Raw genomic sequence first — 23,917 nt, forward strand, 5'->3', positions numbered from 1 at the left:
GCTCGCCGCTCGAGCTCCCGCCGCTGGGATTCGGCGCCGCGCAGCTCGGGAACCTCTATCGCGTCACCACCGACGAGGAGGCCGCCGGGGCGATCGCGGCGCGTGGGAGGGCGGGATCCGATACTTCGACACCGCGCCGCACTACGGGCTCGGCACCTCCGAGCGGCGCCTCGGCGCTCTGCTCGCGCCGTACCCGCGCGAGGAGTACCTGCTGTCCACGAAGGTCGGACGTCTGCTGCGTCCCGGGCCCGGCACCGGGGACGACATGGCGAACGCCTTCGCCGTCCCCGACCGCCACGTGCGCGAATGGGACTTCTCCGAGGCGGGGGTGCGCCGCTCGCACGAGGAGTCCCTCGAGCGCCTGGGGCTGGACCGCGCGGACATCCTCCTCGCCCACGACCCCGAGGAAGGACCCACGGAGCAGGCCTTCGCCGAAGGCCTCCCGGCGCTCGCCCGGATGCGGGAGGAGGGCCTCGCGCGCGCCGTCGGCGTCGGCTCGAAGGACGCCCGCCTGCTCACCCGCGCGGTGCGGACGGGACTGTTGGACCTGGTCATGCTCTCGGGGCGGTACACCCTGCTCGAGCAGGCCGGTGCCCGCGAGCCGCTCGCGGAGTGCGAGGCGCGCGGCGTCGGCGTCATCGCCGTGTCCGTGTTCAACTCCGGCCTGCTCGCCCGGCACCAGGTCCCCGAGGACGCCACCTACGAGTACGCGCAGGCCCCAGGGGAGCCGCTGGAGCGGGCGCGGGAGCTCGCCGACCTCGCCGAGCACCATGGCGTGACCCTGCCCGATCTCGCCGTGCAGTACCCGCTGCGCCACCCTGCGGTGCGCTCGGTCGCCCTCGGCATGCGCACCGCCGCACAGGTCAGCTCCAACGTCGCCCGGATGTCGGCACCGATCCCGGAGGCGGCGTGGGAGGACGTGGCCCGGCTCGAGGCCGACGCCGAGGGCGGGGAGGCCGCCGATGTCGCCCGCTGACTCCGCCGCGCCCCCGGACCGGTCACCGACGCCCATCTCCACCTCTGGGACCTCGCCGCGAGCCCCTACTCCTGGCTCGCCGGCGCGCCCGCACCGCTGCGCCGCACCGTGACGATCGACGACGTCCGCGGGGACCTGCAGGCCCTGGGGGTGGCCCGTGTGGTCCTCGTCCAGGCCGACGACACCGCAGAGGACACCGCCCACCTCCAGCGCACCGCCGCCGCGATCGAGGCCGACGGACGGATCGCCCGCGCGGACGTCGTCGGCTGGCTCCCGCTGACCGATCCCGCCGCGGTCGCGGACGCGCTCGCGGACCCTTCCCGCACCGAGCGCCTCGTCGGCGTGCGCCACCTCGTCCACGACGAGCCCGACCCCGGATTCCTCGACCGCCCCGATGTGGCCCGCTCCCTGGACTTGCTGTCCGAGGCGGGCCTCCCGCTCGACGTGCCCGATGCCTTCGAGCGCCACATGGACCAGGTGGTGCGTGTGGCCGCCCGGCATCCCGACCTCACCGTGGTCCTCGACCACCTCGGCAAGCCGCCGCTCGGCGACGTCGCCGCGATGGGGCGATGGCGCGAGCAGATCGCCGCGATCGCCGCGGCGCCGAACACCGTCGCAAAGCTCTCCGGCCTCGCCACCAGCGGGGACGGCGACTTCATGGGGGCGGCGGACCATGCGCTCGCCCTCTTCGGCCCTGAGCGGCTGATGATCGGCTCGGACTGGCCGATCGCACCGCGCGCCCTCGACCTCGGCTCCGGCTTCGCGCCCCTGCTCGCGCACGCGCGCACCTGGACGGAGGGTGCCGTCGCCGCCGTCACCCACGGGACCGCCGCTCGCATCTACCGACGGCTCGGCGCGCCCCTGGTCGACGGCTGACCGCCCGACCGACGGCGCTTCACTCCGTCGGCGGTTCGCCCTCCTGCAGCAGCCAGGACTCGACCCCGGCCACGTGCGCCGCGGCATAGGTGCGGGCGAGATCCGGGCGGCGGGCCCTCAGCGCATCGAGGATGCGGCGATGCTCGGACAGCGTCCGCTCCACCGCCGAGTCGTCCGTCAGCCCGCGCCAGATCCGCGCCCGCGCCGTGGAGCCGCCCAGGCTCTCCAGCGGCGTGCTGAGGTAGTCGTTGGGGCAGCGGTCGTTGATCAGGCGATGGAAGGCGACGTCGGCGTCGACCAGCTCCTCGATGCCCGAGCTCTCGTCGATGTCCTCCATGATCTGCTCGAGCGCGGAGAAGTCCTCGTCGGTCAGGTGCAGGCACGCCTGCTCGACCGCGACCGGCTCCAGGAGGCGACGGATCTCCAGGATCTCGACGTAGCTCGCGTCCTGGTGCAGGTCCAGCACGAAGGCGAGGGACTCCAGCAGGCTGCTCGGGCTCGAGCGCAGTGACGTAGGTGCCGTCGCCCTGGCGCACGTCGAGCACGCGGATCACGGACAGCGCCTTGACCGCCTCGCGCAGGGAGTTGCGGGAAACGCCGATCCGCTCGGACAGCTCCTTCTCCGGAGGGAGCCGGTCCCCGGGCTTCAGCTCGCCGTCGACCACCATCTGCTTGATGGCGGTGATGGCGCGGTCGGTGACTGCGGAGGCCATGGCGTCCTCTCCTTCAGGTCGGTCGGTGCGGGGCGACGAGGCCGTGCTGGTCCGGTTCGGGGCGGGTCGGTGGTCGGGGGAATCGTCCTGGACGAGTCGACGCGGTGCGGGGCCGGGGGAGCGGCACGCCCCATGGTCGGATGTCTCTCCGGGATGATTCAAGCACGACTGCGTCCCGGCCAGGCAGGATCACGGATTCGTCCAGGGAATTCGGACAGACGCCCCGATGCGGCTGTTGACACCTCCGATGTTCTGCGGGATGGTTGCTCCCGATGCAGTAGACATCCGATGTATCGGGTGTCCCCAGGGTACCGCCTGAAGGTCATCGAGGACCTTCGCCCCTCGAGGAGATGACATGAATGCTTCGACGAAACGACTGCCCGCGCTGTCCCGCCGCTCGCTGATTGCCGCGCTCGGCGCCGCGGCCCCGCTGGCCCTGCTGACCGGTCGCGGAGGGTCGTCGGGCTCCGGCTCCGACCCCAGCACCACGCTCTACACCTGGATCTCCAACGAGAACGACCGGGCGCAGTGGCAGGCCTTCATCGATGCCGCGAAGGAGGCCGACCCGGAGTTCGCACTGACCCTCGAGGGGCCGAGCTTCGAGGACTACTGGACCAAGGTCAAGACCCGGATGTCCTCCGGCGACGCCCCTGCGCCGCTGACCACGCAGGCGGCCCGTGCTCAGGAGCTCGACGCGCCGCTGGCCCCGCTCGACGACCTCGCCGAGGGAGCCGGCGTCGACCTTTCTCAGTACAACGAGGCGATGATCGGAGGCATGACCGTCGACGGCACCGTCCGCGCGATCCCCTACGACGCCGAGCCGATGGTGCTCTTCTACAACAAGGCGCTCTTCACCGACGCGGGCCTGGAGCCGCCCGGGACCACCTACACGATGGACCAGTTCCTCGACAACGCGAAGTCCCTGACCTCCGGCGACTCCTACGGCCTCGCGATCTCCGCCGGCCTCGTGCACCTGGGCATGTCGATCGGGTTCGCCAACGGCGGCACCCCCGTCACCGACGGCGCGCTCACGCTCACCGACCCGAAGATCGTCGAGGGACTCCAGTTCGGCTTCGACCTCGTCACCGAGCACCAGGTCGCCAAGGCGCCCGCCGCCGTCGACTCCGAGCCCGCCGCCCAGCAGGAGCTCATGAACGGCAACGTCGCGATGTACCTCGACGGTCCCTGGATGTACCAGGCCTACGCCGACGCCCTCGGAGAGGACCTCGGCGTCGCGATCGTCCCCTCGGAGTCCGGGGAGGCCAAGGGCCTCATCCAGGGCTCCGGCTTCGGGATCGCCTCGAACGCGAAGGACCCCGAGGCGGCGTTCGCCTCGATCATGGCGATCACGACCCCGGAGGTCATCGGAGCGGTCGCCAACTCCCGCGGCACCTTCCCCTCGATCGTCTCCCAGGAGGAGAAGTGGGCGGAGGGCAAGCCGGAGGACAACGTCGCCGCAATGACCGCCCTCGCCCAGAACGGTGCCCCGCTGATCACCACCCCGACCTGGAACGAGGTCGGCTCCCAGTTCGCACAGTTCGCCACCGAGGGCTTCCAGGGCAACCGCAGCGCCGAGGAGATCCTCGGCGAGATCCAGACGGCGGTGGGCGGATGACCGCCTCCGTCGCCCCGGCCCCCGTGGACGCGGCGCCGGCGCCCCGCACGGGCCCGGCCGGCGGCGTTCCCGGACGCCGTCGCGGGGGAGCGCTCGCCGCGCTCTACCTCAGCCCCGGCATGCTCGGCTTCGCCGTCTTCATCGTCGTCCCGCTGCTCGTCTCCCTGGTCATCAGCGTCTACGACTGGCCGCTGTTCGGAGCCCCCGAGTTCGTCGGGCTCGAGAACTACCGCTACATGCTCGCGGGGGACCCCGCCTTCTGGATCAGCCTGCGCAACACGCTGATCTTCGCGGTGCTCTACACCGCCGTGAACCTCGTCGTCGCGCTGGGCCTGAGCTACTGGCTGATGAACCTCGGCGGGCGGTGGGCGGCGTTCTTCCGGGTGCTGTTCTTCATCCCCGTCGTCACGCCGATGATCGGCAACGCGCTGATCTTCCGCCTCATGCTCAACGACGACGGCGTGATCAACCAGATGCTCGCCGCAGTCGGGATCCAGGGCCCGCAGTGGCTCAACACTCCCGGCTGGGCGATGCTCTCCCTGGTCATGATGTCGCTGTGGCAGGGCATGGGCTACAACATCATCGTGCTCGGCGCCGGCATCGCAGGGATCAACCCCAGCGTGCTGGAGGCCTCCAGGATCGACGGCGCAGGACCTGTGAACCGCTTCTTCCGGGTGGTCTTCCCGATGCTGTCGCCGACCATCTTCTTCTGCACGATCATGACCGTGATCGGCGCCTTCAAGGTGTTCGCCCAGCCCTACGCGCTCACCGAGGGCGGTCCCGGCAACGCGACCAACACCCTCGTCTCGCACCTGTACCGCAACGGCTTCTCCTTCGATCGGCTCGGCTACGCCTCCGCCCTCGCCTGGGTGCTGTTCGTCCTGGTCATGCTGATCACCGCCCTCCAGTTCAGCCAACAGAAGAGGTGGGTCAGCTATGACAGCTGAGACCGTCACCCCCGTCCGCCGCGGCCGGAGCGGGCCCCGCCCCGGCGACGTGGTCTCCCGCGTCCTGATCTGCGTGGTCGGCGCCGTCTTCCTGTTCCCGTTCGTGTGGATGCTGGCCACCTCGCTGAAGCCCACCGACGAGGTCTTCGCGACCGGCACGAGCTTCTTCGGCTCGCGGATCGAATGGAGCAACTACACGGTCGCGTGGACGGCGATCCCCTTCGGCCGGATCCTCGTCAACAGCTTCCTCGTCGCCCTCGCCGGGGCGGCGCTGACCGTCACGGTGTCGGTGCTCAGCGCCTACGCCTTCAGCCGGTCGCGCTTCCGGGGCCGAGCCACCCTGTTCGGGGCGTTCCTGGCCACGATGGTGCCGCCGCAGGAGGTGCTGATCATCCCGCTCTACCTCATGATGCAGAAGGCGGGCCTGGTCAACTCGTACCCCGCGCTGATCCTGCCCTTCGCCTTCGGAGCCTTCGGCACCTTCCTGATCCGACAGTTCCTGCTCTCGCTCCCCGCCGACTACGAGGAGGCCGCCACGATCGATGGCGCGAGCCGTCTGCGCACCTTGGTCAGTGTGATCGTCCCGCCGCTGCGGGCACCGATCTCCGTGGTGTTCGTGTTCGCGTTCATCGAGTACTGGGGGAGCTTCCTCTGGCCGCTCATCGTGGTCAACGACGCCTCGATGGCGACGGTGCCGATCGGCCTGCAGATGTTCTCGGGCGAGCGCGGGACGGACTGGGGACCGCTCATGGCCGCGGTGACACTCGTGGTCCTCCCGAGCCTGCTCATCGTGGTCCTGCTCCAGAAGCGGCTGCAGCAGGGGGTGTCGATGGGTGGCTTCGGCGGCCGCTGATCCGCCCCACCCGCCGGCCCCTCCGTGCCGATGCCCTGCTCGATCATGCCGACCCTCCAAGCGGCCGACACCCGTCGGCCGACCGACTCGCCCGCACCGCTCACCAGGAAAGAGAGACACCTGCCATGCGTGACCCCGAGAAGTGGGATTCCCTCCCGCAGCGACTGCCCGACTGGTTCCGCGACGCCCCGCTGGGCATCTTCATCCACTGGGGCCCGTACTCCGTGCCCGCCTGGGCCGAGCCCACCGCAGAGCTCGGCGCGATCGACAGCGATCTCGGGTGGTTCGCCCACAACCCCTACGCCGAGTGGTACTTCAACACGATCCGCATCGAGGGCTCCCCGGCGGCCGAGCACCACCGCGAGGTCCACGGCGACGCGCCCTACGACGACTTCCTGGACCAGTGGGACACCTCCGACTTCGACCCCGCGGCCTGGGCCGACCTGTTCCGCCGCGCGGGCGCGGACTACGTCGTGCCCACCACCAAGCACCACGACGGCGTGACCCTGTGGGACGCACCCGGCACCGGGGACCGCAACACCGTCCGCCGTGGCCCGCAGCGGGACCTCGTCGGCGAGATCGCGAGCGCGGTGACCGAGGCGGGCATGCGCTTCGGCGTCTACTACTCCGGCGGTCTGGACTGGCACGTCCGGCCGACGGAGCCGCTGGTCAGCGGTGAGGACGTGCACGACCTGAAGCGTCCGCGGGACGACGAGTACGGGAAGTACTGCGCCTCCCACGTCCGCGACCTCATCGACCGCTACTCCCCCGACGTCTTCTGGAACGACATCGGCTGGCCCGACGAGAACTTCCACTTCGAGGAGGGCGGGCTCGGCCAGTCGCTCGAGCACTTCTACGCGGAGCGTCCCGAGGGCCTGATCAACGACCGCTTCGCCGGCGCGCACCAGGACTTCGTGACCACCGAGTACCAGGCCGGCGAGATCCCCGACGGCCAGCCGTGGGAGAACTGCCGCGGCGTGGGGCTCTCCTTCGGCTACAACCAGGTCGAGGACGCCTCCCAGTACATGTCCGGGGCGCAGGCCGTGCGCCATGTCGTCGACGCGGTCTCGAAGGGCGGGCGGGTCTTCGCTGAACGTCGGCCCGCGCGCCGACGGCGCGCTCCACGAGCCGCAGGTCGCGGCGCTCGAGTCGCTCGGCGAGTTCATGGCCGAGCACAAGGCGCACCTGGCCGGCTCCCGCGGCCTCGGCGAGCTGGAGCTCGACGGGGTCGACTGGGCGCGGGCGGTCGAGAAGGACGGGGTGTGCCACGTCTTCCTCAGCGGCCCGGCCGGCTCGTTGCGGCTCGACCCGTCGGCGCCGCCCGCCGGCTTCGACTGGCCGACGGGCGGGGTCGAGGTGACCCTCGCCGGCGAGGACGCCGCACCGGTCGCGGTGTCCGCGGCGCGAGTGGGCTGACCAGAGCACGGACGGGGCGGTGCCGCACTGCGGCCCCGCCCCGTTCCCGTCGGGCGCCTCCGCCCGTCGATCCTCACCCCTGGACGACGCCCTCCCAGCCGCGGGAGGCGGCCGAGCGCACGATCGCCTCGCAGATCTCGGCGGCGCTGAGCCCGTCCTCGGCGCTCGGAGCGCGGTGCGTGCCGCCCACGACGTCGGAGAGGAAGGCGGCGCCCTCGATGGTCTTGAGGTCGTCGAAGCTCATGGGGATGCCGGGGCCGGGCTGGAAATGCTCGTAGTCGCCGTGGCCGGGACCGGCGAGCACGGTGGTGTAGCCGTGCTCGGTGCCGCCCTCGCCGATCATCACCTCGAACTCGTTCATGCGGGTGAAGGACCAGCGGGCCGAGCCCTCGGTGCCGAACACCTCCAGCGCGTAGTCGCTGCGATGGCCGCGGCCGACGCGGGAGGACTCCAGCGTCGCGTGCGCCCCGCCGTCGAGCCGGGCGAGCGCCGCGACCCAGTCCTCGTTCTCGACCTCTCCGCGCTCCTCGCCCACCTCGAAGCCGCCGTGGCCCACGCCGAGCTTCGTCGGGATCGGCCGGTCGCGGACGAAGATGTCGGTGGTCGCGGAGACCTCGGCGATCCGCTGCCCGGTGACGTGCTGGACCAGGTCCGCGCCGTGCGAGAGCAGGTCGCCGATCACGCCGCCGCCGCCCTTGGAACGGTCGTAGCGCCAGGTCAGAGGCCCCTCGGGGGAGGAGGCGTAGTCGGCGATCAGCCAGCAGCGCACGTTCGTGATCCGCCCCAGCCGCCCGCCCTGGACCAGCTCGCGCAGGTGCGCGATCGCGGGGGCGTGGCGGTAGTTGAAGCCCACCGCGGTCGCGATGCCGGCGCCGTCCCGGGCCGCGGCCGCGGCGTCGCGGATCTCGCGGGCCTGCTCGGCGGAGACGCCCATCGGCTTCTCGATCCAGAAGGGCTTGCCCGCCGCGGCCGCCTTCACCGCGAAGTCGCGGTGGAGGAAGTTCGGGGAGCAGATCGAGATCGCCTCGACCTCGGGATCGGCGAGGACCTCGTCGATCGAGGCGACGGCCTTCTCGAAGCCGAACTGCTCGACGGCGGCCTTCTGGTTCTCCTCGATCGGATCCGCCGCGACCACGAGCCGCGGGCGGATGCCCAGCTCCGCGAAGCGGGAGGGGATCCGCTGGTAGGACGCGGAATGCGACCGCCCCATCCAGCCGAGGCTCACCACACCGATGCTGATCTCACGCATGGGGGCCTCCCTGCCCGAGCTCCTTCTGGATCCGCTCGCGCATCCGCACGTTGATCGCGTCGGCCTCCTCCTCCCAGCCGAACACGCACACGGACACGGGCCCGTCGTACTCGCGCTCGCGCAGGTAGCCGAAGGCGGCGTCCCAGTCGATCTCGCCGTTGCCGATCTCGTTGTGCTGGTGGATCCGGGCGTCGGCCCCGGGCGGGTTCATGATGTAGCGGTTGCCGACGTTCGCGGTGTGGTCGAAGACGTCCGCGATGTGCAGGTGCTTCAGCCGGTCACCGGCGTAGTCCATCATCTCGCGCGGATCCCGGGCGCCCTGGCCCAGGTGATAGGCGTGGGGGAAGCAGAACTCGTAGTTCAGCCAGTCGCGGTCCACGCCGCGGATGATCTGCACGGCCCGGTCGTTCTCCTCGACGAAGTCGTAGGGGTGCGCCTCGATCGTGCACTCCAGACCGTACTTCTCGAAGACGGGGATCAGCTCCTCCATCGACCTGTAGAACTGGCCCTCGCTCTGCCGGGGACGGTTCGGGTCGCCGGAGAACTCGGTCGCGATCAGCGGCACCTCGAGGGCGTCCGCGATCTCCAGCGACCGCCTCCAGTTGCGCACCTGCGCCTGGCGCTCCTGCTCGTCGGGGCTCGCCCAGTCGAAGACGGGGTTCATGGTCCAGATCTTCACCCCCGTGTCCTTCATCGCCTGCTTCACCTCGGCTATCTGGTGACGGTCCACCTTGGGGTAGTGGTGCCACTCGTGGAAGTCCGCGCGCGGGGAGAGCTCGAGGTACTCGAAGCCGAGCTCGGCGGCCTTCGCGAGCTCCTCCGCGACGCTGAGGTGCGGGTGGTACATGGACGGGTCCAGCAGGATCTTCACCATGGAGGTCCTCCTTCGGGGGGCGGGAGCCCACGCGGTGCGCGGCGCGGCGGGGCCAGCGGGGACGGGTCACTTCACGCCCAGGCCGCACTCGGCCAGGAACTCACGGGTCGCGATGGCATTGGGCGGCGGGAGCGACGGATCGCAGGGGTAGAGGTCCTGCTCGCAGATCACGTACAGCTCCTTGTCGAGGGTCGCCAGCTTCTGGACCAGGTCCTTCATGTCCGGCAGGCCCGCCGGCGGCTTCACCGAGGCGCCCTTGGCGACGGCCTCGCCGAAGGGCCAGTCCTTCTCGTGCGCCTCGCGGGTGATGTCCGGGTCGAAGGCCTTGATGTGCACGTAGCCGATCCGCTCGGGGTACTCGTCGATCATCGAGACCGGGTCGCCGCCGCCGTAGACGATGTGGCCCGTGTCCAGGCAGAACGAGACCAGCTCCGGGTCGGTCGCCTCGAACACGCGGGCGATCTCCTCCGGCGTCTCGATGTGGGAGTCGCCGTGGGGGTGCGACACCATCGTCAGGCCGTAGTCCTGCTTCATGATGCGGCCCAGCTCGTTCGCGTTCTCGACGTAGCGTCGCCACGCCTCGCCGGTCAGCTCACGGTCGTCGGTGAACTCCCAGGTCTTCTCGTCGCGGTACATCGGCGGCAGGTGCACCATGTGCTCCGCGCCGACGGCGGCGTGGGTCTCGGCGATCGCGCGGAAGGTCCTCTCCGTTTCCGGCCAGGCCTCCTCCTTGTGCAGGATGCCCCAGCCGGTCCCGGCCACGACACGGAAGCCGTGCTCGTCCATCACGGACTTCAGCTCCTTCGCGTCCTTCGGGAAGTAGCCCCACGGCCCGGTCTCCATCACGGAGAAGCCGGCCTCGGCCATCTCGCCGAGCGCGGTGCGCCACGGGATCTGCTTCTCGTCCTCGGGGAACCACACGCCCCACTGGTCGGGGCACACGCCGATCGTGAGCTTGTCGTAGGGCGCCTCGGGATTGCGCGACTTGTCGCCGGCGGCGGGGGAGGGCGAGGTGGTGGTCAAGACTCTGCTCCTTCGGAGGTCATGCGGGGCGTGAGGCCGGGGGTGCCGGCCATGGAGCCGGCGGCGGCGCGGGCGCGGATGAGGTTTTGCTGTCGCTACGACTCATGCGGGTGCTCGCTATGAGTCGTAGCGGACGTAAAACCTGCGGGGCCGGGAACCCGGGGGCCGACGGGACGGGCCATGCGGCTGAAGCGCCGGACTGAGCGGCCAGCGAGACGGTCCAGGCGGCTGACGGGACGGGCCAGGCGGCAGACGGGACGGGCAAGGAGGCCGACGGGCTGGGCGGGCGGCTGACAGGACAGGTCGGATGGCCGACGGGCCGGGCGGCCGACGGAGGCCGCCCGGCCCCGTCGGCCGCCCGTGCGGTCTGCTCAGTCGTGGGTCGGGAAGCTCATCGAGGACTCGACCGACTCGTTCTGCGAGGGCCAGCGGGTGGTGACGGCCTTCTGGCGGGTGTAGAAGGAGACGCCCTCGGGGCCGTGGGCGTGGTGCTCGCCGAACAGCGAGTCCTTCCAGCCGCCGAAGGAGTAGTAGCCCACCGGGGTCGGGATCGGGACGTTGATGCCGATCATGCCCACCTGGATCTCGTCCTCGAAGCGGCGCGCGTAGTGGCCGGAGTCGGTGAAGATCGCGGTCCCGTTGCCGAACGGCGAGGCGTTGACCAGGTCGATCGCCTCGTCGAAGTTGTTCACGTGCATCACCACGAGCACCGGGCCGAAGACCTCCTCGGTGTAGGTCGGGTGGTCGGCGGCCAGATCGGTGATGATCGTCGGCCCCACGAAGTTGCCGTTCTCGTGGCCCTCGACCACGAGCCCGCGGCCGTCGACGACGATGGTGGCGCCGGCCTGCTCGGCCTCGTCGGTCATGCGGATCACGCGCGCCTTCGCGTCGGGCGTGATGACCGGCGGCATGTCGGTCCTCTCGTCATCGCCCGGGCCGACCACGAGCTTCTCGGCCTCGGCCTTGATCGCGGCGAGGAACTCCTCGTGCACGTCGCCCACGGTCACCGCGACCGGGACGGCCATGCGGCGCTCGCCGGCGGAGCCGAAGGCGCCCGAGGCGACCTGCGCGGCGGCGAACTCGACGTTCGCATCCGGCATCACCACGGCGTGGTTGTTCGCGCCGCCGAGGGCCTGGACGCGCTTGCCGGCCGCGGAGGCGGTGGCGTGGACGTGCTTGGCGATCGGGGTGGAGCCGACGAAGGAAACGGCCGCGACGCCGTCATGCTCGCACAGCGCGTCGACGACGGTCTTGCCGCCGTGGACCACCTGGAACACACCGTCGGGCAGGCCGGCCTCCTGGTAGAGGCGGGCGACGATGTTCGAGGCGGAGGGGTCGCGCTCGGAGGGCTTGAGGATGAAGGCGTTGCCGGTCGCGATCGCGATCGGGTGCATCCAGAAGGGCACCATCGCCGGGAAGTTGAAGGGGGTGATGCCGGCGACGACGCCGAGCGGCTGGCGCAGGGTGTGGCCGTCCACGCCGGTGGAGATGTTCTGGGAGAAGCCGCCCTTGAGGTCCTGCGTGATGGAGGTGGCGAACTCGAGGGTCTCCAGGCCGCGGGCGATCTCGCCCTTCGCGTCGCCGACGGTCTTGCCGTGCTCGCGGGAGATCACGACGGCGATCTCGTCGGTGTTCTCGATCATCAGCCGCCGCATGCGGTAGAGGATCTGGGTGCGCTTGGAGAGCGAGACCTTCGCCCACTCCTTCTGCGCGCGCCGGGCGACCTCGACGGCCTGGTCGACGGTGGAGGCGTCGCCGAGCCGCAGCGTGCCGACCTCGCCGCCGGTGGCGGGGTTCATGATCGGCTGGGTGGAGCCGGCGCCGGCGACCTCGCGGCCGTCGATCCAGTGAGTGATCTCGTATCCCATGGTGTCTCTCCTCGGAGGTGGGGTGTCGGGGGTGGTCTGCAGTGGGTCAGAGGTAGTGGCGGCGCGCGAACTTCTGCGCTCCAGGCGTGACCTCAGGACGTATATGGAGTTGAGGTCACGCACAGGACGCAGAATCGTGCGCGGCCTGGAACGGGTCAGAGGTAGTGGCGGCGCGGGACGAGGTCCTGCTCGTACTGGGCGCGGGCCTGCTGGGTGGACTCCAGGCGGGAGACGGCGCTGACCGGCACGTCCCACCAGCCGATCCCGGGCGGGTTCGGGCCGTACAGGTTCGTGTTGACCACGATCGCGGTCGCCTCCTCGGACTGCTCCGCGCGGCGGTACGCCTCGCGGAAGGACTCGGTGTCGGAGACCTCCTGCACCTCGAGGCCGTAGGAGCGGATGTTCGCGGGGATGTCGAAGGGGAGCTTGTCGCCGTCGAGCATCCCGCTGTTCTCGTCGCGCATGCGGTACTTGGTGCCGAAGCGCTGGGCGCCGTGGGACTCCGAGAGGGAGCCGATCGAGGACCAGCCGTGGTTCTGCAGGATCACCAGGATGACCTTGATCCGCTCGGCGACGATGGTCGCGATCTCCTGCGGCGCCATCTGGAAGGTGCCGTCGCCGATGATCGCGACGACCTCCGACTCCGGCGCGGCCATCTTCGCGCCGAGCGAGGCCGGCGACTCGTAGCCCATGCAGGAGTAGCCGTACTCGAGGTGGTACTGCTGCGGGGAGCGGGCCTTCCACAGCGCCTGCAGGTCGCCGGGCATGGACCCGGCGGCGTTGATGATGATGTCGGTGTCGCCCATCAGCTCGTTCAGCGCGCCGAAGATCTCGGTCTGGGCGGGCGGCTCCTGGTCGTGGGGCTGGAAGCAGGGCTCGACGAGTCGCTCCCAGTCGGCGCGGAGTCGCCTGGCGCGCTCGCCGTGCTCGGCCGGTGCTTGCCAGCCCTCGAGCCCGGCCTGCGGCGCGCCGAGGCCCTCGCGGGCGTCGGCCACCAGCATGGTCGCGGCGTGCTTCGCGGCGTCGAAGGCCTTGACGTTGAGGTTCACGAAGCGCACGTCGGGGTTGCGGAAGGCGGTGTGGGAGGCGGTGGTGAAGTCGGTGTAGCGGGTGCCCACGCCGATCACCACGTCGGCCTCGGCCGCGAGCGTGTTCGCCGCGTCGTTGCCGGTCGCGCCGACGCCGCCGAGGCACAGCGGGTGGTCGGCGCTCAGCGCGCCCTTGCCGGCCTGGGTGTCCAGCACCGGGATGCCGGTCGCGTCGGTGAAGGCCGCGAGCGCCTCGCTCGCCTCGGAGTAGATCGCGCCGCCGCCGGCGATGACGACGGGGCGCTCCGCCCCGCGGATCACCTCGAGCGCGCGGTCGAGCGCCGCGGGCTCCGGCACGGGGCGGCCGACGTGCCAGGTGCGCTCGGCGAACAGCTCCACGGGCCAGTCGTGCGCCTCGGCCTGCACGTCCTGGGGGAGGCAGATCGTCGCGGCGCCGGTCTCGGCGGGGTCGGTGAGCACGCGCATCGCGGCCAGCAGCGAGGGGATCAGGCCGCTCGGGCCGCCAGATGCGGTCGAAGTAGCGGGAGACGGGGCGGAAGGCGTCGTTGACGGTGACGTCCATGGCCCGCTCGTCCTCGAGCCGCTGCGCGACGGGGTCCACGGCGCGGTTGGCGAAGACGTCGCTGGGCAGGATCAGCACGGGGATCCGGTCGATGGTCGCAAGCGCCGCGCCGGTGACCATGTTCGTCGAGCCCGGGCCGATCGAGGCGGTGCATGCCATGGCCTGCAGACGGTTCTTCGTGCGCGCGTAGGCCACGGCCGTGTGGACCATGTTCTGCTCGTTGCGCGCCTGGTAGTAGGGCATCTCCGCCTCGGCGGGGATAGCGACCTCGACGGGCGCGCCGGCCTCGGCGGGGGCGGGAGCCAGCGCGTTCTGCAGGAGCGCCTGGCCGACGCCCGCGACGTTGCCGTGGCCGAAGATGCCGAAGGCGCCGGGGATCAGACGGCGCCGCACGCCGTCGCGCTCGCTGTGCTGAGCGGCGAGGAAGCGCACCAGGGCCTGGGCGACGGTGAGCCGGATCGTGCCGGCGGGGGCCGACGATGCGCCGGCGGCCGACGCCGCGGCGGGGGCCGAAGGGTTCTCGCTCATCTTCGCCTCCGTGATGCAGGCCCGCCGCACGATGGGGCGGGAAGGTCGGACCCGCCGTGCATGCCGGCGGGAGGTCGTCGTCACTGCCGGTGACCGCGCGGGGTCCACTCGACGGTGAGCTCGTGGGACAAGCATGGCCCGCGAGACCGAACCTGTCAACACTTTGTCATGACAAGATTCCCCGCAGATGCCTGTGGTAAAGCTCCAGGTAGGCGCGATCTGCGCTCGCTTGCTCGGGTCGAACGACCCTTCCTCGGGTCAGGATCCTGTGTTAGCTTGCCATCTCGTCAGTATTGTTCGGTCATTAAGACAGGACAATCAAGCCTCTCCAGCGCTCCTCCGCCCTGACATATCGGGACGCCGCGGATCGACGGGGGGCGACCCCGCACAGCGCGCAGGTGCCCGGCGGCACCGCGCACCGGCGCCCCGGCGTCGGTCTCAGGTTCCAAGGAGGGAACATGAGCCTCACCCCGTCGCAATCCACCGAGAGATTACGCGAGCTGGTCGCGAAGACCCCCGCCTCCGGGAAGAAGCGCTCGATCGGATTCCTCGCCGTCGTCGCCTGCCTCGGCGGCTTCCTCTTCGGCTACGACACCGGCGTGATCTCCGGCGCCCTGCCCTACATGCACCTGCCCTCCGAGGCGGGCGGCCTCGCCCTGACCTCCCTCGAGGAGGGTCTGATCGGCGGCTTCCTGCTGTTCGGTTCGCGCGCCGTCGGCGCGATCGTCGGCGGCCGCCTCTCGGACCGCTACGGCCGACGCCACAACATCCTGCCGCTCGCGGTGCTCTTCTTCGTCGGCGCCGTCGGGCTGCGCCCTCGCCCCGAACATCGTCCTGATGTACATCGCCCGCTTCGTGCTGGGCCTCGCCGTCGGCGGCGCCTCCACCACCGTGCCGGTCTACCTCTCCGAGTCCGCGCCCAAGGAGCGGCCGCGGCATGCTAGTCGCGGTCGACCAGCTCATGATCGTCACCGGCCAGCTCGCCGCCTTCGCCTTCAACGCCGTGATCGCCTCGCTGCAGGGCGGGCCCCAGGCCGTCGTCGAGAACGACCCCTCCGGCACCTACCAGGCAGGGGAGACGGTCTCCTGGGACCTGCTCGCCGGCATCGCCGGGGTCAGCGTCTCCGAGGGCAACGGCCACGCCTGGCGCTACATGCTCGTGCTCTGCTCGATCCCCGCGATCGCGCTGTGGATCGGGATCCGTCTGATGCCGGAGTCCGCCCGCTGGCACGTCAGCCGCGGCGAGCTCAAGGAGGCGATCGGCTCCCTCAAGCGGTCGCGCATCGAGGGCAGGCACGACGTCCTCACCGAGGTCGCCGAGATGGAGGAGGCCCGCCGCCTCGAGGCCAAACGGGAGAAGCTCAGCCTGCGCGCCGGCTTCAGGGTCCCGTGGGCGCGCTCGATCATCATCTTCGGCGGCACCTTCGCGATCCTGCAGCAGCTCACCGGCGTGAACACGATGATGTACTACGCCCCGAAGGTGCTGATGGCGGCCGGCTTCGACTCGCAGGCCTCGATCATCCTCAACGTCTTCACCGGCGTCGCCTCCGTGATCGGCTCCGCCGCGGGCCTGCTCGCGCGCGCCGCTTCGGCCGACGCCAGGTGTCGCTCGTGGGACAGGTGATCCTCACCCTGTCCCTCATCGCGATGACCGCGATCTTCCTGATCGGCATCAACCCGTACATCAACCTCGACGGCACCGTCTCGCCGGACATCCCCGGATTCGTCCCGTATCTCGTCGTGGTCGTGATCGTGCTGTTCATGCTCGGCATGCAGTCGGGCCCCGGCCCGGTCATGTGGGTGATGCTCTCGGAGATCTTCCCGGCCTCGATCCGCGGCGCCGCCAACGGCTTCGCCGTCATGCTCCTGTGGCTGGCGAACATGCTGGTCACGGTCACCTTCCCGGTCCTGATGGACGGGGTCGGCCCGGTGTTCACCTACGGCCTGTTCGCCGCGATCAACATCTTCGCCGTCACCTGGTACTACCTGCGGGTGCCGGAGACGCGGAAGTTCACCCTCGAGCGCATCGAGTGGGAGTTCCGCGAGGCCGGCGGCGTCATCCGCCTGCGCTGACGGCGTGACGGGCCGCGCGCACGTCGGTCGCGCCCGGGCCGGTGGCACGTCCCACCCGACCGGCCGCGCGGCATTCCGTCCGATCCACCCCGGCGCCGCACCTGCCCCACCAGCCCCCTGCTCGTCACCCGACCCGCAGGTCCCGCACGTCATCCGTCCCGCCGACCCCGTCGGTCGCTCGACCCGAGAGGACCATCCCATGACCACCGCACCGCTCTCCGTCGCCGTGATCGGAGCCGGCATGGCCGGCAAGACCCACGCCAACGCCTGGCGCCAGGCCGGCACCGTCTACGACCTCGGCCTCCCGCCCGTGCGCCTGGCGACCATCGCCGACGCCCACCTGCCCTTCGCCGAGGACGCCGCGAAGCGCTACGGCTACGAGAAGGCCGTCGGCGACTGGCGCGAGGTCGCAGGCGACGACTCCATCGACATCGTCTCGATCGTGGTGGGCAACGCCCTGCACCGCGAGATCGCCGAGGCTATGGCCGCCGCCGGCAAGCACGTGCTCTGCGAGAAGCCCCTGGCCGGCACCCTCGAGGACGCGAAGGCCATGGCCGAGCTCGAGGCGAAGCACCCCGACCTGGTCCTTGCCACCGGCTACACCTTCCGCCGCAACGCCGGCATCGCCATGCTCGCCAAGCTCGCGCAGGAGGGCGCGCTCGGCGAGGTCACCCACCTCGACGCCCGCTACTGGTGCGACTACGGCGCCGACCCGAACGTGCCGATGGCCTGGCGCTACAAGGGCCCGATGGGCTCCGGCGCCCTCGGCGACGTCGGCTCGCACCTGGTGGACTCCGCCGAGCTGATCATGGGCCCGGTCATCGAGGTCTCCGGTGCGCGACTGGTCCGCACCATCGCCGAGCGCCCGGTCGTGACCGGCGCCGTCGCGGGCGGCCGCGGGGTCACCGCCGCGACCGACGCCCCGAAGGAGGAGGTGGAGAACGACGACGTCGCGACCTTCACCGCCCGCTTCGCCTCCGGCGCGGCCGGCACCTTCTCCGTCTCCCGCGTCGCCCACGGCCTGCCCAACTACAAGAACCTCGCCGTGCTCGGCACCGGCGGCTCCGCCACCTGGTCCCTGGACCGCACCGGCGAGATCCAGCTGGCCGACGGCTCCTCGCCCGCGGGCCTCGGCGGCCTGCGTCAGGTGCTGGTCAACCCCGACTTCCCCTACTTCAAGAACGGCTCCTCCATGGCCTTCGGCGGCGTGGGCCTGAACCAGATCGAGCAGTTCACCTACCAGGCCCACGCCTTCCTCCAGCAGGTCGCGGGCATCGAGGACGGCGCCCTGCCGCGCGCGCGAGCTTCTCCGACGGCTACCGCCAGATGCGGATCCTCGGCGCGGTCGCCGAGTCCGCAGAGCGCGGCGGCGCGGCGATCCAGATCGACTGATCCCGTCCACGACCACCGAAAGGACCCGACATGGCCTTCACCTACGGCGCCTACACCGCCTGCCTGCAGGACCGCTCCCTCTCCGAGGCCCTCGACGTGCTCGCCGCGGCGGGCCTGAAGGGCGCCGAGCTCAACACCGGCGGCTTCATCCCCTCCCCGCACGCCCACGTCGACGCGCCGCTGGCCAGCGAGAAGGAGCGCGGCGCGCGCGCGCCCTCTTCGCCGACAAGGGCATGGAGCTGACGGGCCTGACCGTCTCCGGCAACCCCCTCTCCCCGTTGCCCACCGAGGGCCTCCCGCACGCCCACGACCTGCGCCGCACCATCGAGCTCGCCGGCGGCCTCGGCGTGCGCGACGTGGTCGCGATGTCCGGCACGCCCGGCACCGACCCCGGCGCCCGCTACCCGGCCTGGATCGTGAACCCCTGGAACGGGATCGACCTGGAGATCCTCGAGCACCAGTGGTCCGTCGCGGTGCCCTTCTGGAAGGAGATCGACGCCCTCGCCCGGGAGCGCGACGTGCGGCTCGCCTTCGAGATGCACCCGCGCAACCTCGTCTTCTCCCCGCTCACCTTCGAGCAGTTCCTCGACCGCGTGGAGCCGACGAACATCGGTGTGAACCTCGATCCCTCGCACCTGTTCTGGCAAGCAGATGGAGCCGATCGACTGCATCGAGCGGCTCGGCGGGCACATCACCCACGTGCACGCCAAGGACACCGCGGTGTCGCCCGGCGCGACCGTGCGCGGCGTGCTCGACACCGTCTTCGGCCCGGTGCCCGAGGACCCCGCCCAGCGCACCCCCACCGGCATCGGCCACTACTGAAGCACCTGGCCGGAGGACCCGGCCTGGCGCTTCGTGGCCCTCGGCGAGGGGCACGACGTGGACTACTGGACCCGGTTCCTCACGGCGCTCGCCGCGGTGAACCCGAACCTCAGCGTCAACATCGAGCACGAGGACGCGGCCTTCGGCAAGGTCGAGGGCCTCGAGCGCGGCGCCCGCACCCTCCTCGCCGCCGCCGAGGCCGCCGGGGTCTGAGCCCGGCGGCGGCCCCGTCGATCCCATGAGAAGTGTCGTTATCGGGCCTGATTCCCGCACTTCTCATGGGATGGGCCGCCGAGACCGCTTCGATCCGCCCCTTTCGCTCTGATCTCTCCGCAGTCCCATCCCCATCGAAGGAGCACCTCATGCCGCTCGTCCGCGTCACCCAGCAGGATGTCCGCACCCCCGAAGAGTCCCGGCGGCTGGCCGACATCGTCCAGGACGTCATGCTCGAGCTGTTCGCCGCCCCGCCCGGGGACCGCTACCAGATCCTCGAGACCCTGCCCGTCGGCTCGATCATCGCCGAGGACACCGGTCTCGGCCTCGAGCGCAGCGACGGCGTGGTGATCATCCACATCACCCAGCAGGGCCGTGGCGAGGAGCAGAAGAAGGCGATCTATGCGGCGCTGTCGGAGCGCCTCGCCGCCGCAGGTCTCGTGCGCGAGGACGACCTGATCGTCTCCGTCGTGGAGAACGGCCACGAGGACTGGTCCTTCGGCCGGGGCCGCGCGCAGTTCCTCACCGGCGAGCTCTGAGCGGGGCCGCCGGGCGACCGGGCACCCGCCCCGGTCCCGGGAGATCGAGTGGCGGATCTCGACCGCTTCGAGAGAGGTGAAGCGCTCGAGATCCGCCACTCGATCCGGCGGGCCGTCGGCCGCCCGACAATCACCTATATTTGTATGGACAAACACCGTCCCCCATGTGATCATGGGTGGTGACCGGAGGGTCGTGGGGCAGAGCGGCCCGCGACACCGCACCAGGTTCTGACGCAGGGAGGCATGGAGAGCCATGGCATCTGATCTCGACATCATCACGTTCGGCCGCAGCGGCGTGGACATCTACCCCTTGGAGATCGAGAAGGGTCTCGAGGACATCCACAGCTTCGGCAAGTTCCTCGGCGGCGCCCCCACCAACGTCGCCGTCGCGGCGGCCCGCCTCGGGCACGCACCCGCCGTGATCACGGGCGTGGGCGACGACCCCTTCGGCCGCTACGTGGTCAAGGAGATGGAACGCCTGGGCGTCTCCGGCCGCTACGTCGTGAAGAACGACCAGCTGAACACCCCGATCACGCTGTGCGAGATCTTCCCGCCGGACGACTTCCCGCTGTACTTCTACCGCAAGCCCAGCGCCCCCGACCTGCAGGTCGCGCCCGAGCACCTCGACTTCGCCGCGATCCGCAGGGTGCCGCTGTTCTGGTTCTCCGGCACCGGCCTGTCCGAGGAGCCCAGCCGCTCCGCCCACCACGCGGCGCTCGAGGCGCGCGGCAAGGACGGCGGCCCCGAGGGCGGTCACACCGTCTTCGACCTCGACTACCGGCCCATGTTCTGGTCTTCGATCGAGGAGGCCCGGGAACAGTACCGCGAGGCGCTGAAGTTTACGACGGTCGCGGTCGGCAACAAGGAGGAGTGCGAGGTCGCCGTCGGCGAGACCGAGCCCGAGCGCGCGGCCGACGCGGCCGCTCGAGGCCGGCGTGAAGGTCGCCATCGTCAAGCAGGGCCCCAAGGGCGTGCTCGGGAAGACCGCCGACGAGCGCGTGGTCGTCGCCCCGAACATGATCCAGGTGATCAACGGCCTCGGCGCCGGCGACAGCTTCGGCGGCTCGCTCTGCCACGGCCTGCTCACCGGCCAGTCCCTCGAGGAGACGCTGACCCGCTGCAACGCGGCCGGCGCCATCGTGACCTCCCGCCTCGAGTGCTCCACCGCCATGCCCACCACCGAGGAGATCGACCTGCTCATCGCGGGCGGCGATCCCAACAAGGGGCAGACGGTCGACGAGATGCTCGGGGCCCTGCGGGGTCGCGGCGCCGTCGGGGCGGAGCAGCGATGACCACCAGCCCCACCGCCGTCGGAGCCGGCGCCTTCGTCTCGACCTACGACGAGGTCACGCGCGTGCGGATCGAGGATCCGGGCCGCTTCGCCCGCCTCGCCGCCGCGCGGAAGCGCCGCACCGTCGCCGACACCGACGGCACGATGATGATCATCGCCGCCGACCACCCGGCACGCGGCGCCCTCGGCGTCGGCTCCCGCGACCAGGCCATGGCCTCCCGCACCGAGTCGCTGGACCGCATGCGCGAGGCGCTGGCCGTGCCCGGCGTGGACGGGGTGCTCGGCACCGCCGACATCCTCGAGGACCTGCTGGTCATGGGTGCGCTCGAGGACAAGGTCGTGTTCGCCTCGATGAACCGCGGCGGACTGCAGGGCGGGTCCTGGGAGATCGAGGACCGCTTCACCGCCTACGACGCCGCCTCGATCAAGCAGGCCGGCTTCGACGGCGGGAAGATGCTCACCCGCATCGACCTGGACGACGACCGCACCTCCTTCATCCTCGAGGCGAGCGCGAACGCCGTCACCGACCTCGCCCGCCACGAGCTGATCGCCATGGTCGAGCCGTTCATGTCCTCCCGCCCCGGCGGGCCGGGCACGAAGGTCGTCAACGACCTCTCCCCGGAGGCGGTCATCAAGTCCATCCACATCGCCCAGGGCCTCGGCGCCACCAGCGCCTACACCTGGCTGAAGCTCCCGGCGGTCGAGGACATGGAGCGGGTCATGGACGCGACCACCATGCCCACCCTGATCCTCGGCGGCGACCCGGTGGACGACGATCCCGAGACGATCCGCGCCTCGTGGGGGAGGGCGCTGGCCCGTCCGAACGTGCGCGGCCTCGTCGTCGGCCGGACCCTGCTGTACCCGGCGGGGGACGACGTCTCCGCGGCGGTCTCCGCCTCGGTCGACATGATCCGCTCCGCGAGCGCGTCCTGACGATCCCGCTCCCAGCATCGAGAACAGGAGAGCATCCATGAGCACCAGCGAGCGGCTCCACCTGCCGGCCGGGTCCACCGGCCGCGGCAACTACGAGACGATCATCGATCCCGGCGCCCGCGAGGGCTGGGTCCACACGGGCCTGCGCGTCCTCGCCCTCGCCCCGGGCGGCGCGAGCTGGTCACCGCGGGCGGCGTCGAGGCGATGGTCGTGCCGCTGAACGGGGCGTGCGACGTCACCGTGGCCGGCGAGACCCATCGCCTGCGCGGCCGCGAGGACGTCTTCGCCTCCGCGACCGACGTGCTCTACGTCCCCGTCGGCTCCCAGCTGACGATCTCCTCCGAGGAGGGCGGCCGCTTCGCGCTCGCCACCGCCGTCGCCACCGGCGCCCACCCCGTCGCGCTGATCCGCGCCGAGGACGTGCCCGTCGAGATCCGCGGCGGCGGGAACATGACCCGCAAGGTGCGCAACTTCGGCACCGTCGGCGCCTTCGACCAGATGGACTCCCTCATCGCCTGCGAGGTCATCACCCCCGGCGGGAACTGGTCCAGCTACCCCGCGCACAAGCACGACGAGACGGTCGACGACGGCGAGCACCTGGAGTCGGAGCTCGAGGAGATCTACTACTACGAGATCCAGGACGGCCCGGCCGGTCCCGGGTTCGGCTTCCACCAGACCACCTCCAGCGGCGACGACAAGCCGATCGACGTGCTCACCGAGGTGCGCAGCGGCGACACGGTCCTGGTCCCGCACGGCTGGCACGGCCCCTGCGCCGCCGCGCCCGGCCACGACATGTACTACCTCAACGTCATGGCCGGCCCCGAGGCGGAGCGGGCCTGGAACATCACCGACCATCCCGAGCAGGGCTGGGTGCGCGACACCTGGGCCGACGCCGGGATCGACCCCCGACTCGAAGGAGAGGCCCGATGACCGCAGAGCATGCGGCCCCGGTGCGGCAGAACGCGGCGCCGCAGACCGCACCCCCGCAGGACGTCCGCGTCGGCGTGATCGGCGTGGGTCGCATGGGCGCCGACCACGTCGAGCGCATCACGCGCCGCATCAAGGGCGCGCGCGTCAGCGTGCTCAGCGACTACCTGCGCGAGACCGCCGAGAAGGTCTCCCAGGCCGCACCCGGCTCCCGCGTCGTCGACACCTGGCAGGAGGTCGTCGCGGCCGAGGACGTCGACGCCGTGCTCATCGCCAGCCCCGGCGAGTTCCATCGCGAGCAGGTCCTGGCCTGCATCGAGGCGGGCAAGCCGGTGCTCTGCGAGAAGCCGCTGGCGATGAACCCCTCCGACGCCTACGACGTGGTCCGCGCCGAGGCCGAGGCCGGCACCCCGCTGGTCTCCCTCGGCTTCATGCGCCGCTTCGACGTCGGCTACGGCGAGCTGAAGGACGCCCTCGAGGCCGGCGAGCTCGGCACGCCGATGTCGCTGAACTGCAAGCACCGCAACGCCTCGGTGCCGCCCGGCTTCACCGACACCCACATGGTCTACGACTCGGCCGTGCACGAGATCGATGCGATCTCCTTCTTCCTCGAGGAGCCGGTGGTCTCGGTGCAGACGGTCATGCCGCGCGGCACCGAGAAGGCGCCCGAGGGGCCGCACGACCCGCGCTGTTCCTGTTCCGCACCGCCTCCGGCACCGTCGTCACCGACGAGCTGTGGGTCAGCACCGACGCCGGCTACGAGGTGCGCACCGAGCTGGTCGGCTCGAAGGGCGCGGCGACCGTGGGCCAGGAGTCCGGGATCGTCACCACCCAGCAGGCCGGCTCCCGCTGGGGCGGGCAGGTGCCGCTGGACTTCCGCCCCCGCTTCATCGCCGCCTACGACGCGGAGGTGCAGGCATGGGTCGCCGCGGTGGCCGACGGCAGCAACATCGCGCCCCGCTCGGCGACCGCCTGGGACGGCTACGCGGCCGCCGCCGTGTGCGAGGCCGCAGAGCGGTCGCTCACGGCCGAGGGCGCCGTGGACGTGACCCTGCAGGAGCGCCCGGCCTGAAGCGGCGCGCCTGAAGAGCCCCGACCGCGGTCCTACGGCTCAGCCCGCCCCGTATCCTGCGGGGCGGGTCCGCGCCGCGGCGGGGGAGGACCCGGAACTCCCTGGG

20 protein-coding genes and 5 pseudogenes are annotated in these 23,917 nt (G+C 71.1%); 18 read left to right on the forward strand and 7 right to left on the reverse strand.

What is annotated here, in order from left to right; genetic code table 11:
• Positions 1-115: 115 nt before the first annotated feature.
• Both WKH84_RS14385 and WKH84_RS14390 read left to right on the forward strand, forming a co-directional pair.
• Entirely contained in the window at positions 116-976 is an 861-nt protein-coding gene (locus tag WKH84_RS14385) for an aldo/keto reductase (protein WP_341856906.1), read from the forward strand.
• A gap of 39 nt (positions 977-1,015) precedes the next feature.
• Positions 1,016-1,852 (forward strand): annotated as a pseudogene (locus tag WKH84_RS14390) (amidohydrolase family protein); the annotation flags it as partial.
• A gap of 19 nt (positions 1,853-1,871) precedes the next feature.
• Here the strand turns inward: WKH84_RS14390 and WKH84_RS14395 are convergent.
• Positions 1,872-2,318, reverse strand: coding sequence for an FCD domain-containing protein (locus WKH84_RS14395; protein ID WP_341854143.1), 447 nt, complete (start codon positions 2,316-2,318; stop codon positions 1,872-1,874).
• 103 nt (positions 2,319-2,421) lie between these two features.
• A pseudogene (locus tag WKH84_RS14400) lies at positions 2,422-2,565 on the reverse strand (GntR family transcriptional regulator); the annotation flags it as partial.
• Between the two features lie 355 nt (positions 2,566-2,920).
• Here WKH84_RS14400 and WKH84_RS14405 point away from each other — a divergent pair.
• From WKH84_RS14405 to WKH84_RS14420, 4 genes and pseudogenes are all read left to right on the forward strand, one after another.
• Positions 2,921-4,180, forward strand: a complete 1,260-nt coding sequence (locus WKH84_RS14405; protein ID WP_341854144.1) for a sugar ABC transporter substrate-binding protein — start codon at positions 2,921-2,923, stop codon at positions 4,178-4,180.
• A complete protein-coding gene (locus tag WKH84_RS14410) occupies positions 4,177-5,127 on the forward strand; it encodes a sugar ABC transporter permease (RefSeq protein ID WP_341854145.1) in 951 nt (316 codons plus the stop codon). Before WKH84_RS14405 ends, WKH84_RS14410 begins: the two co-directional genes overlap by 4 nt.
• Positions 5,117-5,980 (forward strand): carbohydrate ABC transporter permease, encoded by an 864-nt coding sequence (locus WKH84_RS14415; protein WP_341854146.1) that lies wholly within the window; start codon positions 5,117-5,119, stop codon positions 5,978-5,980. The genes WKH84_RS14410 and WKH84_RS14415 overlap by 11 nt, the downstream gene beginning before the upstream one ends.
• Before the next feature lie 125 nt (positions 5,981-6,105).
• A pseudogene (locus WKH84_RS14420) lies at positions 6,106-7,002 on the forward strand (alpha-L-fucosidase); the annotation flags it as partial.
• A gap of 467 nt (positions 7,003-7,469) precedes the next feature.
• Here WKH84_RS14420 and WKH84_RS14425 read toward each other — a convergent pair.
• From WKH84_RS14425 to iolD, 5 genes and pseudogenes are all read right to left on the reverse strand, one after another.
• A complete protein-coding gene (locus WKH84_RS14425; protein ID WP_341854147.1) occupies positions 7,470-8,645 on the reverse strand; it encodes a Gfo/Idh/MocA family oxidoreductase in 1,176 nt (391 codons plus the stop codon).
• The gene (locus WKH84_RS14430) at positions 8,638-9,519 is read right to left on the reverse strand and encodes a sugar phosphate isomerase/epimerase (RefSeq protein ID WP_341854148.1); all 882 of its coding nucleotides are present in this window, start codon (positions 9,517-9,519) and stop codon (positions 8,638-8,640) included. The genes WKH84_RS14425 and WKH84_RS14430 overlap by 8 nt, the downstream gene beginning before the upstream one ends.
• Before the next feature lie 66 nt (positions 9,520-9,585).
• Positions 9,586-10,542 carry a TIM barrel protein gene (locus tag WKH84_RS14435; protein ID WP_341854149.1) on the reverse strand — a complete coding sequence of 319 codons (957 nt, stop codon included), beginning with the start codon at positions 10,540-10,542 and terminating at the stop codon, positions 9,586-9,588.
• A 371-nt stretch (positions 10,543-10,913) separates the two neighbouring features.
• A complete protein-coding gene (locus WKH84_RS14440) occupies positions 10,914-12,410 on the reverse strand; it encodes a CoA-acylating methylmalonate-semialdehyde dehydrogenase (protein ID WP_341854150.1) in 1,497 nt (498 codons plus the stop codon).
• A 155-nt stretch (positions 12,411-12,565) separates the two neighbouring features.
• Positions 12,566-14,549 (reverse strand): annotated as a pseudogene (gene iolD, locus WKH84_RS14445) (3D-(3,5/4)-trihydroxycyclohexane-1,2-dione acylhydrolase (decyclizing)).
• Positions 14,550-15,007: 458 nt separating this feature from the next.
• On the opposite strand from iolD, the gene WKH84_RS14450 reads away from it, so the two are divergent.
• From WKH84_RS14450 to WKH84_RS14505, 12 genes and pseudogenes are all read left to right on the forward strand, one after another.
• Positions 15,008-15,493, forward strand: a complete 486-nt coding sequence (locus tag WKH84_RS14450) for an MFS transporter (protein WP_341854151.1) — start codon at positions 15,008-15,010, stop codon at positions 15,491-15,493.
• Positions 15,487-16,173, forward strand: coding sequence for an MFS transporter (locus WKH84_RS14455; RefSeq protein WP_341854152.1), 687 nt, complete (start codon positions 15,487-15,489; stop codon positions 16,171-16,173). Before WKH84_RS14450 ends, WKH84_RS14455 begins: the two co-directional genes overlap by 7 nt.
• A complete protein-coding gene (locus tag WKH84_RS14460) occupies positions 16,161-16,622 on the forward strand; it encodes an MFS transporter (protein WP_341854153.1) in 462 nt (153 codons plus the stop codon). The genes WKH84_RS14455 and WKH84_RS14460 overlap by 13 nt, the downstream gene beginning before the upstream one ends.
• Before the next feature lie 199 nt (positions 16,623-16,821).
• Positions 16,822-18,132, forward strand: coding sequence for a Gfo/Idh/MocA family oxidoreductase (locus WKH84_RS14465; protein ID WP_341854154.1), 1,311 nt, complete (start codon positions 16,822-16,824; stop codon positions 18,130-18,132).
• Positions 18,045-18,257 carry a hypothetical protein gene (locus WKH84_RS14470; RefSeq protein ID WP_341854155.1) on the forward strand — a complete coding sequence of 71 codons (213 nt, stop codon included), beginning with the start codon at positions 18,045-18,047 and terminating at the stop codon, positions 18,255-18,257. The genes WKH84_RS14465 and WKH84_RS14470 overlap by 88 nt, the downstream gene beginning before the upstream one ends.
• On the forward strand, positions 18,248-19,078 hold the full coding sequence (locus WKH84_RS14475; RefSeq protein ID WP_341854156.1) for a sugar phosphate isomerase/epimerase: 831 nt from the start codon (positions 18,248-18,250) through the stop codon (positions 19,076-19,078). Before WKH84_RS14470 ends, WKH84_RS14475 begins: the two co-directional genes overlap by 10 nt.
• A 120-nt stretch (positions 19,079-19,198) precedes the next feature.
• Positions 19,199-19,588, forward strand: a complete 390-nt coding sequence (locus WKH84_RS14480) for a tautomerase family protein (RefSeq protein WP_341854157.1) — start codon at positions 19,199-19,201, stop codon at positions 19,586-19,588.
• A gap of 253 nt (positions 19,589-19,841) precedes the next feature.
• Positions 19,842-20,880: pseudogene (iolC, locus tag WKH84_RS14485) on the forward strand (5-dehydro-2-deoxygluconokinase).
• The gene (locus WKH84_RS14490) at positions 20,877-21,812 is read left to right on the forward strand and encodes a deoxyribose-phosphate aldolase (RefSeq protein WP_341854158.1); all 936 of its coding nucleotides are present in this window, start codon (positions 20,877-20,879) and stop codon (positions 21,810-21,812) included. Before iolC ends, WKH84_RS14490 begins: the two are co-directional and overlap by 4 nt.
• Positions 21,813-21,849: 37 nt before the next feature.
• Positions 21,850-22,032: a hypothetical protein gene (locus tag WKH84_RS14495; protein WP_341854159.1), complete on the forward strand. Its 183-nt coding sequence runs from the start codon at positions 21,850-21,852 to the stop codon at positions 22,030-22,032.
• Complete coding sequence (iolB, locus tag WKH84_RS14500) at positions 22,023-22,742, forward strand: 5-deoxy-glucuronate isomerase (protein ID WP_341854160.1); 720 nt, start codon at positions 22,023-22,025, stop codon at positions 22,740-22,742. Before WKH84_RS14495 ends, iolB begins: the two co-directional genes overlap by 10 nt.
• Positions 22,739-23,788: a Gfo/Idh/MocA family oxidoreductase gene (locus WKH84_RS14505; RefSeq protein ID WP_341854161.1), complete on the forward strand. Its 1,050-nt coding sequence runs from the start codon at positions 22,739-22,741 to the stop codon at positions 23,786-23,788. Before iolB ends, WKH84_RS14505 begins: the two co-directional genes overlap by 4 nt.
• Positions 23,789-23,917: the final 129 nt, after the last annotated feature.

This window comes from Brachybacterium sp. GPGPB12 (assembly GCF_038396325.1).
Taxonomy (GTDB): Bacteria; Actinomycetota; Actinomycetes; order Actinomycetales; family Dermabacteraceae; genus Brachybacterium; species Brachybacterium conglomeratum.